The organism is Nonomuraea candida (assembly GCF_000725485.1).
Classification (GTDB): Bacteria; Actinomycetota; Actinomycetes; order Streptosporangiales; family Streptosporangiaceae; genus Nonomuraea; species Nonomuraea candida.
The window spans coordinates 1-14,195 of the sequence record NZ_JOAG01000047.1 but is presented as its reverse complement, the minus strand read 5'-3'; the positions used below and the strand labels follow the sequence as shown (position 1 = coordinate 14,195).

Sequence of the window (14,195 nt, the reverse complement as noted above, 5' to 3'; positions counted from 1 at the left end):
GCGCGAAGTCGTGCGGGCGGTTCACTGTCGCGTGGTCGTGCCGGGGGCTCGCTGTCGCGGGGGCGTGCGGGCGGTTGGCTGCCGCGTGGCCGTACGGGGGCGTGCGCTGCCGCGCGGTCGTGTGGTCCGCACAGCAGCATCGGTGACGCGGCTTGCCGCTGACTTGGAACCTGCCATGACCTTGCTTGCAGGAGGGGCCGTGTCATCGGCCGATCGGCTCGGGACGGCTCGGGCGGCGCCCACGGACGCTCCGGCGCGCAGCGTCGACCAACACGCGCATACCTCCTGGACCGGCGGGCAGAGTCTGGGCTCCGGACCCGGGCGAGACATGAGGTCTCCTCGCCACTGCTCCGGGGCGCCAGCCCAACATGATCCTCTTCGCGGGGCCCGTATCGCAATCAGGATCAGAGGAGATCGAACCCCGCTTTCCCGACCAACCAGGCCGACAGCGGGCGCCCGGCCCGGGGACGCCGTCCTCGGCAGGCACGCGAGGAACACCAGGCAGCGGCGCCGACCGTCCCAACCGGGTGATCGGCGACAACGATCACCCTGCTCAGAGGGGTGACCGGGGGCGCCTTCCCTCACCGGCAGAGGGCTCCGGCGATGACGGGCCCCGATCCGGACGTCATTCGTGTGCGGGGACCGGGCGGTGGGTGTGTGCGCGCCAGGTTCTCGGGTCCGTGGCGGACAGTTCGGTCGCCTCGCGGGCGCCGAGGAGGGTGAACGTCTCGACCGCCTCCCGCCAGTGCCGGGACGCGGCGGCCGGGTCCGTCTCCGACTCGGCCGCGGCCAGGTCGCGCAGCGTGCGGGCCCGCCAGAGGTCGAGCCCGAGCTCCGTCCACTGGCCGAGCGCGGTGGTGAGCAGGTCGCGGGCCCGCGCGTCCGCGCCGTCCGCCAGGGCCAGCTCGCCCTGGGTCCGGGTGACGAGCGCGACGCCGAACCGGTCGCCGTGCCGGTCGAAGAGCCGGTGGGAGGCGTCGAGGAGGTCGGCCGCCGCGGTGGTGCGGCCCTGCCTGATCATGGCCTTGGCCAGCGACTGGCGCGCGTACTCGGCGCTGAGCGGGTCGTCCGCCGCGACGAGGATGCGTACGGCCTGCTCGCTGAACTCCGCCGCCGGGCCCGGCTCGCCGGCCGCGCGGTGGCACAGGCTGAGGCCGCGTAGCGACAACGCCTCGCCGCGTTTGTCGTCCAGCTTGCGGTTGAGCGCCACGCAGGCCCGCAGGAGTTCGGCCGCCTCGTCCAGGTCGCCGGCGTCCCTGCGGGTCGTGCCGAGCCCGTACAGCGCGGCGGCGACCACGAGCTGGTCACCGAGCCGCTCGGCGATGCGCGCGCCCGCGCCGAACTCGGCCGCGGCCGGCCCGAACTGTCCCAGGTCCCGATGGACGGCGCCGAGACCGACCCGGGCGACCGCCTGGACGGGCTCGTCGCCGACGGCCTCCGCGTGGCGCAGGGCCTGCCGGAAGTGCTCCCGCGCGGCGGTGAAGTCGTCCTTCTCGTAGGAGAGCTGCCCGAGGCGGGCGAGCACGGTCGCCTCGGCGCCCCGGTCGGCGGCGGCCCTGGCCGCCACGAGCGCCACGTCGAGCGTGCGCTGCCAGCCGTCGAACTCGTTGCGCACCGCGAACGGCGACGACAGCAGCGAGGCGATCAGCGTCGTCGCCATCTTGTCGGCCCCGAGCTCGTGGGTGCGCTCGACGATCCTGACCACCGTCGAGGTCTCCGCGCGCAGCCACCCCGTCGGGTTCTCCTCGACCTCGGCGCGCAACCCCGGGTCGAGGTCCACGGCCGCGGACGACGGCCGCCACAGGCCGAGCGTGGCCCGGGGCAGCCGGCGCGCCCCGGCCTCGACCAGCGCCGTCCAGGTGGCCAGCATCCGGCCGAACGCCTCGTCCACCTCCTCCCCGGCGGCGTGCTCGGCGCCGAAGAGCTGCACGAGGTCGTGGAAGCGGTACCGGACGCGGCCGAGCGGGTCGACGCCCGCCACGTCGAGCAGCCGCAGGTCCACCAGGTGCTCCGTGATGTCCTCCGCCTCCTGGGTGGAGACGTCGAGCAGCGGCGCGACGAGCCAGGAGCCGAAGTCGGGCAGGTCGAGGAGGGTCAGCAGGTGGAAGGCGCGCCGGTGGCCGCCGGTCAGCTCGGCGTAGTTGAGCTGGAGGCTGGAGCGGATCGCGAGGTCGCCCACCGCCAGCTCGTCGAGCCGGCGCCGCTCGTCGGACAGGCGGTCGGCCAGGGCGCGCAGCGGCCAGTGCGGGCGGGCGAGCAGCTTGCCGCCGGCCGCGCGGATGGCCAGCGGGATGCCGCCGCACAGGCGGGCGATGGTGGTGGCGGAGCCGGGGTCGGTCGCGATCCGGTCCGGGCCGATCATCTTGCTGAGCATCTCGACGGACACGTCCACGGGGAAGAAGCCGAGTTCGAGCAGCTCGGACGCCTCCAGCCCGGTCAGCCGCAACCGGCTGGTGATGATCACCAGGCAGCCGGGGGAGCCGGGGAGCAGCTTGCGCACCTGGTGCTCGCCGCTGACGTTGTCCAGCACGATCACCAGGTTGCGGCCCGCGACCTTGCGCCGGTAGAGCTCCACGCGGTCGTCCAGGTTGTCCGGCCGCTCGGCCACGCTGACGCCGAGGGCGCCGAGGAAGCGGCCGAGCGCGTCCCTGACCCCGGTGTCGCCGTCCACGCCGCGCAGGTCCGCGAAGAGCTGGCCGTCGGGATAGACGTCCTTGAGCAGATAGGCGGCATGTACGGCGAGCGCCGACTTGCCCGCCCCGCCGAAACCCGACACGACCACGGTGGGCGTCGCCGGCCCCGGATGCGCGCGGGCGGTCGCGGCGAACTGCCGCAGGGCCTCCAGCTGCTCGGCCCGGCCGGTGAAGTCGCCGATCCCGGGCGGCAGGTTGTTCGGGACCGGGTGCTCCTTCACCACGGCCGGCGCCCGGCCGGCCGCGGCGGGCTTCGGGCCCGTGCCGGCGGGCGCGCGGGCGGCGGGCGCCGCGAGGGTGCCGCTGAGCACCTGGTCGTGCAGGCTGCGGAGCCTGGCGCCGGGCTCGATGCCGAGCTCGTCACGCAGGTGGCGGCGGCCGTCGCGGTACGCGGTGAGGGCGTCGGCCTGCCGGCCGCTCGCGTACAGGCCGCGCATCAGCAGCTCCCTGGCCTCCTCGCGCAGCGGATGCAGGGCGCTGACCCGGGCCATGCGCGAGGCGCACTCGGCGGGCCTGCCGCCGGCCAGGTCGCACCGGGCGAGCCCTTCCTCGATGCTCAGCCGGTCCTCCTCCAGGACGGCCGCCCGCGTGCGGGCGAACGCCGACTCGACGCCGCCGAACGCGGGGCCGCGCCAGAGGGCGAGCGCCTGCCGGTAGTGCTTGATGGCCTCGGCGTGGTCGCCCTCGCGCTCCAGCCGCCTGGCGAGGTCGAGGTGGCGGTCGTGGATCTCCAGGTCGTTCTCGGTGCGCTGGACGTCGAAGAGGTAGCCGGGGGAGCGGGTGACGAGGGCTGACTGCCGCCCGATGGCGGCCAGGCCCCTGCGTAACGCGGAGACGTAGGTGTGCACCAGCGCGGTCGCGGAATTGGGCGGGGACTCGTCCCAGATGAGGTCGATGAGGCGCTCGATGGAGAGGACCTGGCGGGGGTGCTGCGTCAGCGCGGCCAGCAGCGCCTTCGGCTTTGCGCCTCCCAGGGGTACGGTCTCGCCATCTGCCCGAACTTCGATCGGCCCCAGCATCAAGACGAGCATGCGATGTACACCCCCATGAGTCCCGTGCTTTGCACCGTACCGGCTTGAGCAGGGACCGTAAACGAAGAAAGGCGGATCGCCGTGGTGGCGGTCCGCCTTTCAGCGCAGGTGCGGGTCAGGCGAAGTGCAGGTTCTTGTTGGTGAATCCGGTGGCGATGATGGCGTCGGCGTTCCAGGGCATGGCGGCGAATCCGGCGCCGTTGTGCCAGGCTTTGACGTCTCCGTTGGCCAGGACGGTGGCGATGTCGGATTTGCGGTCGCCGTCGAGGTCGGCGAAGTGCAGGTTGTCGTTGGTGAAGCCGGTGGCGATGATGGCGTCGGCGTTCCAGGGCATGGCGGCGAATCCGGCGCCGTTGTGCCAGGCTTTGACGTCTCCGTTGGCCAGGACGGTGATGATGTCGGACTTGCCGTCGCCGTCGAGGTCGGCGAAGTGCAGGTTGTTCTTCGTGGTCGCCGTCGAGGTCGGCGAAGTGCAGGTTGTCGTTGGTGAAGCCGGTGGCGATGATCGCGTCGGCGTCCCAGGGCATGGCGGCGAATCCTGCGCCGTTCTCGGCTTTGCGGTCGCCGTCGAGGTCGGCGAAGTGCAGGTTGTCGTTGGTGAAGCCGGTGGCGATGATCGCGTCGGCGTCCCAGGGCATGGCGGCGAAGCCGGCCCCGTTGCGCCAGGCCTTGACCTCGCCGGACGGCAGCACCGTCGCGATGTCCGCCTTGCCGTCACCCGACAGGGAGGAGCCCAGCGCGTCCTCGGCGATCTTGTCGTAGCGCACCGGCGTGTAGGTCGCGGCGTAGGACTGCGTCCAGACCCGCTCGACGGTGGGTGTGCCGTCGCCGCCCATCTGCTCGCGTACCAGCGGCTTGGTCCTGGCGGCGTCCGCCCAGCCGATGAACAGGGCGACGTGGCCGGGGCGCAGTAACGCGTCGCCGGGGCGCAGGCCGGCGCGGTCGATCGGGTGCGAGACCTGGTCGAGGGTCGCGGTGGTGTAGGAGGACCTCAGGCCCCACACCATGGACACGTAGCCGGAGCAGTCGGTGCGGTAGCTGCCGTACTTGTTGTCGTGGCAGGCGGCCTGGCTGTACGGGACCCGCTCGTCGATCCAGGTCCGCGACCGGGTCAGCGTCTCGCTCCGGGTGGTCGTGCGGTTCTCGGCGTACCGGCCGCAGTCGAACAGCAGCGAGACCTCAGGCTCCGGGGGCTTGGCGGGGTCGGGGGCGGCGGCCACGGCGGGGGCGGCGAGGCCGGCGCCGAGGGCCAGGGCGGCGGAGGCGGTGGTGAGCAGCAGGCGAAGCGTGGCGGTGGTCTGCATGGCGACGTCCTTCGAATTCGGAGGGGAGTGCGCTTGTCAGCGACAGCACCTACGCTCGCGGCCGTTCCTACAAAGGATCTGCAAGGCGTCTCCAGAATGGCGATAGCGCCTGGAGACGGGCCACAAGGCGGACCGGCGCGCGCCGAGGGGGGCGCAATTCCGCGCCGCCTTTTTCCTCTTATTTGGCGATATGGCGAGCCTCTGGCGAATATCTCAGCGCCGCAATCCCCAAAGCTCGGGATACCGCCCACCTGCGGCCACGCCGCACATTGGACGACAAGAGCTCCGGCGGACGCGCATTCACCGGAGGAAAACGGAGGGGCCGAAGAGCCGGCGTGCGATCCGGCGGTTCGGCTCCGTCCTTGCGGCTCACGGAGGTAGACATGAGGAATTCGATCAAGGCGGCCATGACGGTGGCGGCGGCCGCTCTCGTCGCCGGCGGCGTCTTCGCCGTCTCGGGGGCGACGGCACAGGACGCCTCGGCGGCGCAGCCCGCCCAGCGGGCCGCGGGTGTCACGTTCTGGGCCAAGGTGGCCGCGAACGGGAACCTGCTCGCCGCCTCGGGCATCGGCAACGTCAACAAGTTCGGCCAGGGGCGTTACAACCTGACGACGAACGCCGACATCAGCCGCTGCGCCCTCACCGGCACCGTCAACACCAACGGCGGCGGCGACCCCGGGCCGGGCAGCGCGTCGATCCTGGTCGGCGCGGTGGACGGGAGGACGCTCTTCGTCCGCACGGCCACCCCCTCGGGCCCGAGCCCGAGAAGCGTCGACGACGACCGGCCGTTCTCGCTCCTCATCGCCTGCTGACCCCCTCCCCACGCGGGCCTCCTTGACGACCCTCTCCCGTCAGAAGGGCCCGCCGATGTCCGCGGAGGAACACCGTCCTCGGTGCCCGTCCGCGGAACACCGTCCCCGACGTCCCCGCGCCGGCGTCGGGGCCGGCAGGCGGGCGGACCGGCGGACGGAGACGGCGATCCCCCGGGCAGGTCAGGTGTTGAGGGACGCGATGAGCTCGTCGCGCCCGCTCGTGCCCGTCTTGCGGAAGAGGGCCTTGAGATGGTCGCCGACCGTGTGGACGGACAGGTCGAGGGCACGGGCGATCTGCTTGGGCGCGGACCCGCTGTAGAGGTGCTGCATGATCTGCCGTTCGCGGGCGGTGACGCCGTACCAGTCGCAGAAGGCGGGCATCAGCGACCTGCCGCTCGCGCGCTGGATCATGACCGCCACGTCGTCGGCGTCGCCGAGCCGCTGGGCCTCGATCGTGGTCCACCAGCCGCATCCCGCCGCCGGGACGCACAACCGCAGGGGCCCCGGCCGCTCGCGCGCCGCCGCCGCCAGGCACGCGAACGAGCAGTCGGCCAGCCACCCCGGTACGGACAGATGCGCCCGCATCGCCTCCAGCCACGGCCCCGCCTGCGGCGTCATCGTCCTGATCCGGTTGTCGGCCCCGACGACGAGCATGCCCGGCGGCGGCCCGTGCCCGGGGGACCTGACAGCCGGGGCCGTCACGTAGCGGCGGAACGCGGCGGCGAGCGCGGGCCCGACGGCGGCCAGCCGGCGCGCGTCGGCCTCGTCGAACGGCCGGGCGGCCGCCGCCCGCATCAGGCAGAGCAGGCCCCACCAGCCCCGCGCGTCCCGCAGCGCCAGGCACAGCTCCTCGCCGGCCCCGTGCTCGTCCAGCAGCCGGTCACGCGTGCCGCGCGGGGGCCGCCTGGCCACCGTCACGGGGACCTGCCGGCCCGCCAGATGGGTCACCTCGCGTATGTACTCTCCCGCCCGGTCCGCCCTGAGCAGCTCGCGGCCGAGGTCGGCGGTGTATCCGTGCCAGAACGCCAGCGTGGTGATGCCCGGGCCGGACGACGGATTGCTCGTCCCGCAGCGCAGCGCGTCATGCGGCACCACGGGCGCGAGTACCCGTGACAGCTCCGCCGCCACCGCCTCCAGCCCCGCGCCGGGCACCAGCGCCCCGCACAGATCCCGATACAGCCGGTTACCCTCCGTCATCACGCCCTCAGTGTGCGGCGGAGGAGGCCGGGCGGGCCAGCGAATTTCCGGCCTGCCCGGCCCGCCGGCGGGCCGGGCCAGGGCGGGGAGCGCGCTGCGCGGCAACAACTGTGCGCTGACCGCCAATGACGCTCGCGCGGCGCCTCGTTACATTGTCTTCCCGCAGAGGTCTGGCGGGAGGTGCGGGATGAGGTGCCCGCATCGTCCGGTCGTACGGTGTGCGACGCCGTCGACACCCGTGACCGTCGAAGACTCGGGTCGCCGAGCCATCGGTGACGGGTGACGACGTACCGGTACGCACGTCTCCTGAGGGGCGGGCCGCGGGCGGGCCGACCGAGATCCTGGGGGAAGTGGATGCCGGAGACGAACGGGACCTGGTCGAGGCGCGCGGTGCTGCTGGCCGGGGGGCTGCTGATCGCCGGGTGCGGCGGGCCGCAGCGGCCGTTCATCCAGAGCGAGGACTACGATTCCGGCGGCTCGGGCAAGCAGCGCCTCGGCAAGCTCCTGCAGCGCCGGGCCGCGGCGCTGCGGGATCGTGACGAGCGGGCGTACCTGGCCGACCTGGACGGCTCCAACGACGAGCTCATGCGGTACGAGAGGCTGGTCTTCGCCAACCTGCGCCAGTTCGAGCTCGCCGAGGTCCGGCACATCACCGAATACACCACCGAGCAGCGCGTGGCCGACGGGGAGAGCCGGTTCGGGCCGGTCATCCGGGTGCTCAAGCTGACCGCGGACGCCGGTCCCGGGGACATCGCGCCCGCCGAGTCGTTCGTCTACCAGGTCAAGGGCGACGTGGTCACCGGCATCACCCGGGTGACGATCGCGAACCGGCCGGCCCAGAGTGGCGGCGCCCCGGCGGCCGAGGCGCCGTGGCACACCGACGCGCTCAAGGTGGTCCAGGTGGGCGAGAAGGTGTGGCTGGCGGGCGACCGCAGCGTCGCCGACCTGGACCGCTACGCCGCCGTCACCGAGCGGGAGCTGGGCGTCATCGAGGGGCTGTGGGGCGACCGGCTCACCTACCCGGGCCACGTCCTGTTCTTCACCCGCGACAAGGCGAACTTCCGGCAGTGGTACGGCTACGGCTCCTCCGGCCCGGCCGGCACGGAGGCGCTGGGCCTCCAGCACCGTGAGCTCGGCGTGGGCGAGAACGGCCAGGTCCACCAGGGCGAGTACGCCGCCTCCCGGATCGTGGTGAACCTGCGCGGCCACGGGGCCGCCGACCCGTCGAGCACGATCCGCCACGAGCTGGCGCACGCGGTGTCCGCGCGGGCCACCATGGCCGCCGTCGGCGAACTGGGGCCGCCGACGTGGGCCGTCGAGGGCTTCGCCCGCTACACCGAGACGGTCGGCGACCCGGCCCGGGCCGCCCAGGTGCGCTCCCGGGTGGCCGCCGGGGTCAGGAGCGGCCGGTTCCGCGGCACGCCGCCGTCGAACAAGGACTTCTACGGCCGGGACGCCGGCTTCAACTACGACCTGGGCGCGTCGGTGTTCAGCCTCGCCGAGCGGCTCAAGGGCCGGGACGCGGCGGTCGAGCTGTACGCGCGGGTGATCGAGCGGCCCAGCACCGGCGCCTCCTTCTTCGAGCTGCCGATCTTCGACCGGATGGCGCGGGACGTGCTCGGGCTGTCCGCCGCCGCGTTCCGCGGCCGTTGGGACCAGTTCGTGCGGAACGGTGCCTGAGGTGGCCGGACGCTCCCGCTGGATCCTGATCCTCGCGGCCGGCCTGGCCGCCTTCCTCGCGGCCGGCGCGGGCGCGTACCTGTACGCGCGTGACGTGCGCGCCGGCCAGGTGACGCAGTCCTGCGGCGCGCGCGACTGCATCCCCGGGGTCGAGGCGGCCGCGCTGGTCGAGGCGCTGAAGGGCCGCGGCCACGCCTGCGAGAACCCGTCGAAGGGCGCCTGGTCGTGCCAGATGGTGGTGGGCTCGATCGCCTTCCAGTCGTGGGTGCACGTCTCGGACGGCGGCGTCCACCGGCTGACCGGCAAGGTCTTCCACGCCGACGGCGGCCCGCTCACCGAGGCCGGCCGGGCGTACCTGAGCTGGTTCGCCGTGCTGCCCTACCGGGACGACCCGGCCGCCGCCGCCCAGATCCGCGACTGGCTGACGCAGATGATCGAGGCGGACAAGGACACCAAAGCCACGATTCTCGACTACACGTACGTGCTGGTGACGTCGAAGGACGACGCCGTCGAGCTCGACGTCAGGATTTCGACATGACCGTGGGACAGCGCTCTCCCGATGGCCGGTTCTGGTGGGACGGCGCCGGCTGGCGCCCGGTCCCGCCCGCGCCGCCGCCATCCCCGCCGCGCCAGCACGCGCCCGCTCCGCACCCTTCCCCCGGGCCGCCGCCCGCTCCGCACCACTTCCCCACGCCGCCGTCTCCACCACCACCTCCACCTCCACCACCCCCGCCGCCTTCGCGTGTGCCGGGGAGGCGGAAGGGGATCCTCCTCCCGCTGGCCGGCGTGGTCGTCGCGGCGCTCGTGCTGGGCGGCGTGCTGGGCGGCGGCGCGGGGCTGCTCACCGCCGAGCCGCGGGGCGGCACCGCCCCCCTCGCGTTCGGCGACGGCTTCCCCGACACAGGCGACCAGTACCTGCCCGGAGTGACCCTCTCCTTGATCGTCGACGAGTGGATGAAGAAGGCCAACTCCTACACCTGTGCCAGCAAACCCGGCGAGCCGGACACGTGGAGCAGGGCCAAGCGGTGGATGAGGTGCCTGCCCCCGGGCGGCGACGACAACAGGTACGTGGAGATCGAGTACGACGCCGCCGACCAGATCAGGGTGCTGAAGGCCACCTGCCGTCTCGGCACCCGCGAAGACGCCTGCACCACGCTGTTCGCCACCATGGCCGACGCGGCCCTGGTCCCTCAGCCGGAGCTGCGCAAGCGCGCGATGGACTGGGCCGGGAAGAACGCCGCCAGTGAGCGGGGCACGGTCATCGGCGGCGTCCGGCTGCAGGCGGCCCTGTCTCCGCACAGCATGCGCATCACCCCGGAGAAATGAGCGCCCCGCACCGCCCGCGCCCCGTGGTCAGCCCTCCCTGGCGGGCGAGAAGGCCTCGATGGCCTCGTGCAGCACCTTTCTGAGGGTCTCGCTGCCGGTGTGCCCGGAGTCCTCGATCACGCGCAGCGTGGCGTCCGGCCAGACCTCGGCCAGCTCCCACGCGGTCCGGAGCGGGCTGCCGAGATCGAGCCGGCCGTGGATGAGCGCGCCGGGGATGCCGGCCAGCCGGTCCGCGTCGCGCAGCAGCGCGCCCTCCTCCAGCCAGGCGGCGTTGGCGAAGTAGTGCGCGCAGATGCGGGTCATGGCCATGAGGGCGTCGTCCGGCTGGGAACCGTAGGCGCCGGGCGTGCCGTTGGCCTCCTGGGAGATCACCGCGTCCTCCCAGGCGACCCAGTCCCGGGCGGCCTTTGCGCGTACGGCGGGGTCGGGGTCGGACAGCAGGCGCGAGTACGCCGCCAGCACCTCGAACACGTCCCCGTCGCGGTGGGCCTCGGGCACGCCCTGGAGGAGTTGCGGGTCAGGTCGGTCGCCGGGTCACTGGCGTGCGGGCGGCTGCGGCCGCAGTTGCGCTGGTCGAACAGGACGATGCGGAACCGCTCCGGGTCGAACCTGCGGCGCGAGCCGGTCGAGCAGCCCGATCCCGGGCCGCCGTGCACGACGACCGCCGGCTTGCCGTCCGGGTTGCCGCAGACCTCCCAGTAGACGAGGTCGCCGTCGCCGACGTCGAGCATGCCGTGCTCGTACGGCTCGATCGGGGGATACAAGGGGGCTCCTCTCGGGGATGGAACAGCGCTTCGGGCCTCGCCGGAGCGAGGAGCGCTTTGTCGTAGCGCTGTTATATTAGCGCTGTGACACTATGGGATCCCTCCGGGCGACGCCGGCCGGGACGGCGGCGGCTGCTCCGCCACCCCGCCGGGCAACCGCGATGAGGAGGCGGGTGCGCCTCCGGTTTCTCGACACCCGCCCGCTGCGCGACAGCCGGCCGTTCCGCGACCTGTGGATCGGCACCTCGGTCTCCCAGCTCGGGGCGCAGATCGCCAACGTGGCGGTGCTGGCCCAGGTCTGGGAGCTGACCGGCAGCCCGGTGGGCACCGGCGCGATCGGGCTCGCCACCGGCCTGCCGACGGTGCTGTTCGGGCTGCTCGGCGGCACGCTGGCCGACACCGTCGACCGCCGTACGGTGGTGCGGGCCACCACTGCGGGCCAGCTGCTGGCCGCCGCGGGACTGTGCGCCCAGGCCCTGGCGGGCAATCGGGACGTGCTGCTGCTGCTCGCCCTGGTCGCGCTCGGGACGAGCTGCGGCGCGCTCGGCGTCCCGGCCCGGCGCGCCCTCCCCGTCCGGCTGCTGGCGGATGACCAGGTCGCGGCCGGTCTCGCGCTGACCAACCTCTCCTTCCAGGTGGCGATGCTGGCCGGGCCCGCGCTGGCCGGGCTGATCATCGCCCGCTGGGACCTCCCCGCCGCGTACGCGACCCAGGCGGTGGCCGTGGCGGTGTCGATGCTCACGGTGGTCCGCCTGCCCGCCATGCGGCCGGAAGGCACGAGCGGCACGGGCGCGACCGGCCGCGGGCGCCGGCCGGAGCGGGGCGGCTGGCGGATCGTGCTGCGCCGTCCGACGTTGTGGGGCTCCATGGCCACCGACCTGGCCGCGACGCTGCTCGCCATGCCCGTCGCGCTCTTCCCGCTGGTCAACGAGATCCGCTTCGGGGGAGACCCGCGCACCCTCGGCCTGTTCCTGTCGGCCGTCGCGGTCGGGGGCATCACGGCCGGCCTGCTGTCCGGCACGGTGACGCGCCCGCGCCGGGCCGGCCTGGTGCAGCTGGCCGCGGCCGGGGTCTGGGGTCTGGCGCTGGCCGGCTTCGGCCTGGCGGGGCCGCTGTGGCCGGCGCTCGGCTGCCTGGCCGTCGCGGGCGCCGCCGACACCGTGTCCGTCGTCACGCGCGGCGCCCTGGTCCAACGGGAGACCCCGGACGCGTTCCGGGGGCGGGTCTCCTCGGTGGAGCACGTCATCGGTGTCGCGGGTCCCGAGCTCGGCAACTTCCGCGGCGGCCTGCTGGCGTCGGCCACCTCCGCCTCCTTCGCCCTGGTCTTCGGCGGGCTGTCCGCGGTCCTGGCGGTCGCCGCCGTCGCCGCGGCCAACGGTCCCCTTCGCGCCTACCGCACCCCGCCTGCCGGGGAGCCGGCCGCCGCCACCGACACGGAGGCTGCCGATCAGGCCGCCGCCACCGGCATAGGGGCCGCCGATCAGGTCGCCGAGCCGCCTGCCGCCTCCGGCGCCGCCGTGCCCGATCGCCGGGACGGCGCGTGACCGGAGGGCCGGCCTTCTCGGGAGGCGGCACCTCGCCGGGGGCGTGGATCGGGGCGGGCGCCCGGTGGCCGCGTCACGATCGCTTCTCCTGCTCGCGGCGCCGGTCGATCTCCACCAGGCGTCTGAGGGAGGGCAGGGCGGCCAGGACGGGGGCCCACTCGGCCGGTGTGAGACGGCCGGTGAGGTCCGTGAGATGCGCGATGCGGTCGGCCCGGCGTCCCTTCACCACGGCCGCGCCCGCCGCCGTGAGGTGGACGAGGACCGCCCGCTTGTCCGAGGGGTCCCGTCTGCGCTCCACCAGGCCCTCGTGCCGCATCCTGGCCACGATCTGGGTCATGGCCGGCTGCGTGACCTGCTCGCCGGCGGCGAGCGTGGAGAGCCGCTGGGGGCCGCGGCCGGCCAGCGTGTGCAGGACCGACAGCGTCGTGAAGCCCATCCGCTGCACCCTGGGCAGCCGGATGAACATCCGGGTGAACTCCTCCAGCACGGCGGTGAGCTCGATGACGCTCGTCTCGGCGGCCCGGTCGTGGGGGGTGGTCACGGGATACCGTCCTTGTCGCGAGGCCCGTACGGGGCCCTGGTGGCGGGAAGTGGGCTCGGCGGAGGGCCGGGAGGCGGCCCGGCCGGGCCGCCCGCGCGATCACCTGGGCGCGGGCACCGCCGCGCTGACGGTCACCCCGCCGCCGAGGACGGCGTTCACCGACAGCCTGCCGCCCAGGGCCGCGAACCGGGCGTGGCCGGCGTGCAGGCGCTCGGCGAGTCGCGCCGGCGGCAGCCCGATGCCGTCGCCGCTGACGGTCAGGCGCAGGCCGCGGGCGCTCATGGTGAGCGCGAAGCCCACGTGCCGCACCGTGCCGTCCGCCTCGAAGCCGTCCAGGACGTCGAGGACCGTGGCCCGGACGAGCTCCGCGAGCGGAGCGGCCAGGGGCGCGGCGGGAACGGCCCACACCTCCACGGTGATTCCGGTCGCCTGGGACCACCGTTCGAGGTGGTCGCGCAGGTCCGGGGCGGACGCGAGCCGCTCGTCCGGGCGGAGTCCGTCCAGTGCCATGATCTTCCTTACCGTGGTGAGTGTCGAGAATGGCGCGCCTCCGTCAGGAGGAGCGCATGGCGGCCGCCATCGCGGCCGAGTCGTGGTCGGGGCCGACGCCGTCCACGATGATCAGGTCGCCTTCGAGATGGGCGGTGCGGAGCGGCTTGATCTCCTGGTAGGCGGCCGAGTCGTAGAAGTCGCGAGCGTGCTTCATCGACGGGAACTCCACCAGCACGACGTCCCCGGGCCACTGGCCCTCCCGCACCTCCGGCGCGCCTCCGTGCACGAGGAAGCGGCCCGAGAAGGGCTCCAGCGCCGGCTGGATCCTCTCCAGGTACTCCAGCACCTCGGGGTGGACCTCGGCGGGCCTGCGCAGGTGCGCGAGCATGTAAGCGGTCATCATTCCTCCGTCGGATACGTGTGCGCCGGGTCAGGCGCCGGCCGGCACCCGGTCGAGAAAGCCGGGCGCCTGGTTGATGAGGCCGGCGTCGTCGATCACGACGACGTCGAAGGCGTCGCTCATCGCCGTGTCTCCTTCATGATCGTTCCAGCGGTCCACCCCTGTCGCCGACAGATGGATCCGCACAAATACCGGTGTTCCGGATGTCCTTAAGCCTGGCGTTCCGGCGTCCGGCGAACAATCCCCAGTCCGGTAACATGCCATAACCTCCCGCTAATCAATTGAAGGGGAGCGTCGCAGGTGGAGCTGCGTGACATCGAGATCTTCCTGGCGCTGGCCGAGGAGCTGCACTTCGGCCGCACCGCGCAGCGGCTGCACGTGACCCAGGCCCGCGTCAGCCAGGCGATCAAG

Annotated in this window: 13 protein-coding genes; 6 read left to right on the top strand and 7 right to left on the bottom strand. The window is 73.6% G+C overall.

The genetic code is table 11. The annotated features are described in order from the left end of the window. Window positions 1-625 precede the first annotated feature (625 nt). Together IO39_RS35510 and IO39_RS59745 are read right to left on the bottom strand one after the other, a co-directional pair. Entirely contained in the window at window positions 626-3,724 is a 3,099-nt protein-coding gene (locus IO39_RS35510) for an AfsR/SARP family transcriptional regulator (protein WP_052423781.1), read from the bottom strand. Between the two features lie 115 nt (window positions 3,725-3,839). Beyond that, window positions 3,840-4,442, bottom strand: a complete 603-nt coding sequence (locus tag IO39_RS59745) for an FG-GAP-like repeat-containing protein (protein WP_369332898.1) — start codon at window positions 4,440-4,442, stop codon at window positions 3,840-3,842. A gap of 969 nt (window positions 4,443-5,411) precedes the next feature. Here IO39_RS59745 and IO39_RS35490 point away from each other — a divergent pair. Further along, entirely contained in the window at window positions 5,412-5,840 is a 429-nt protein-coding gene (locus IO39_RS35490; protein WP_157549318.1) for a hypothetical protein, read from the top strand. A gap of 180 nt (window positions 5,841-6,020) precedes the next feature. Here the strand turns inward: IO39_RS35490 and IO39_RS35485 are convergent, their stop codons facing one another. Then, entirely contained in the window at window positions 6,021-7,037 is a 1,017-nt protein-coding gene (locus IO39_RS35485; RefSeq protein ID WP_043632967.1) for a helix-turn-helix transcriptional regulator, read from the bottom strand. Window positions 7,038-7,391: 354 nt separating this feature from the next. On the opposite strand from IO39_RS35485, the gene IO39_RS35480 reads away from it, so the two are divergent. The 3 genes from IO39_RS35480 (at window position 7,392) to IO39_RS35470 (ending at window position 10,043) form a co-directional block, all read left to right on the top strand. Beyond that, window positions 7,392-8,717, top strand: coding sequence for a hypothetical protein (locus tag IO39_RS35480; protein WP_043632965.1), 1,326 nt, complete (start codon window positions 7,392-7,394; stop codon window positions 8,715-8,717). A 1-nt stretch (window position 8,718) separates the two neighbouring features. Next, the gene (locus IO39_RS35475) at window positions 8,719-9,255 is read left to right on the top strand and encodes a hypothetical protein (protein ID WP_043632962.1); all 537 of its coding nucleotides are present in this window, start codon (window positions 8,719-8,721) and stop codon (window positions 9,253-9,255) included. A 206-nt stretch (window positions 9,256-9,461) separates the two neighbouring features. After that, window positions 9,462-10,043, top strand: coding sequence for a hypothetical protein (locus IO39_RS35470; RefSeq protein WP_157549315.1), 582 nt, complete (start codon window positions 9,462-9,464; stop codon window positions 10,041-10,043). A 27-nt stretch (window positions 10,044-10,070) separates the two neighbouring features. Here the strand turns inward: IO39_RS35470 and IO39_RS35465 are convergent, their stop codons facing one another. Continuing rightward, a complete protein-coding gene (locus IO39_RS35465; protein WP_342671462.1) occupies window positions 10,071-10,541 on the bottom strand; it encodes an alpha/beta hydrolase family protein in 471 nt (156 codons plus the stop codon). Between the two features lie 439 nt (window positions 10,542-10,980). Here IO39_RS35465 and IO39_RS35460 point away from each other — a divergent pair, with 439 nt between their 5' ends. Beyond that, window positions 10,981-12,351, top strand: a complete 1,371-nt coding sequence (locus IO39_RS35460; protein ID WP_245642479.1) for an MFS transporter — start codon at window positions 10,981-10,983, stop codon at window positions 12,349-12,351. Between the two features lie 73 nt (window positions 12,352-12,424). Here the strand turns inward: IO39_RS35460 and IO39_RS35455 are convergent, their stop codons facing one another. The 3 genes from IO39_RS35455 to IO39_RS35445 all read right to left on the bottom strand — a co-directional run bounded on the left by IO39_RS35455 (window position 12,425) and on the right by IO39_RS35445 (window position 13,784). Continuing rightward, window positions 12,425-12,892, bottom strand: coding sequence for a MarR family winged helix-turn-helix transcriptional regulator (locus tag IO39_RS35455; protein WP_043632957.1), 468 nt, complete (start codon window positions 12,890-12,892; stop codon window positions 12,425-12,427). A gap of 99 nt (window positions 12,893-12,991) precedes the next feature. After that, entirely contained in the window at window positions 12,992-13,402 is a 411-nt protein-coding gene (locus IO39_RS35450; RefSeq protein WP_043632955.1) for a sensor histidine kinase, read from the bottom strand. A 43-nt stretch (window positions 13,403-13,445) separates the two neighbouring features. After that, the gene (locus tag IO39_RS35445; protein WP_043632953.1) at window positions 13,446-13,784 is read right to left on the bottom strand and encodes a DUF1330 domain-containing protein; all 339 of its coding nucleotides are present in this window, start codon (window positions 13,782-13,784) and stop codon (window positions 13,446-13,448) included. A 300-nt stretch (window positions 13,785-14,084) separates the two neighbouring features. Between IO39_RS35445 and IO39_RS53325 the strand changes: the two genes are divergently transcribed. After that, window positions 14,085-14,195: LysR family transcriptional regulator (locus IO39_RS53325; RefSeq protein WP_157549312.1), on the top strand; the 111-nt coding region annotated here is incomplete at its 3' end.

Bases quoted from the DNA above. Each gene is read 5' to 3' on its own strand.
- IO39_RS35445 (WP_043632953.1), bottom strand. From the start codon at position 13,784: ATGACCGCTTACATGCTCGCGCACCTGCGCAGGCCCGCCGAGGTCCAC.
- IO39_RS35510 (WP_052423781.1), bottom strand. From the start codon at position 3,724: ATGCTCGTCTTGATGCTGGGGCCGATCGAAGTTCGGGCAGATGGCGAG.
- IO39_RS35485 (WP_043632967.1), bottom strand. From the start codon at position 7,037: ATGACGGAGGGTAACCGGCTGTATCGGGATCTGTGCGGGGCGCTGGTG.
- IO39_RS35490 (WP_157549318.1), top strand. From the start codon at position 5,412: ATGAGGAATTCGATCAAGGCGGCCATGACGGTGGCGGCGGCCGCTCTC.
- IO39_RS35450 (WP_043632955.1), bottom strand. From the start codon at position 13,402: ATGGCACTGGACGGACTCCGCCCGGACGAGCGGCTCGCGTCCGCCCCG.
- IO39_RS35480 (WP_043632965.1), top strand. From the start codon at position 7,392: ATGCCGGAGACGAACGGGACCTGGTCGAGGCGCGCGGTGCTGCTGGCC.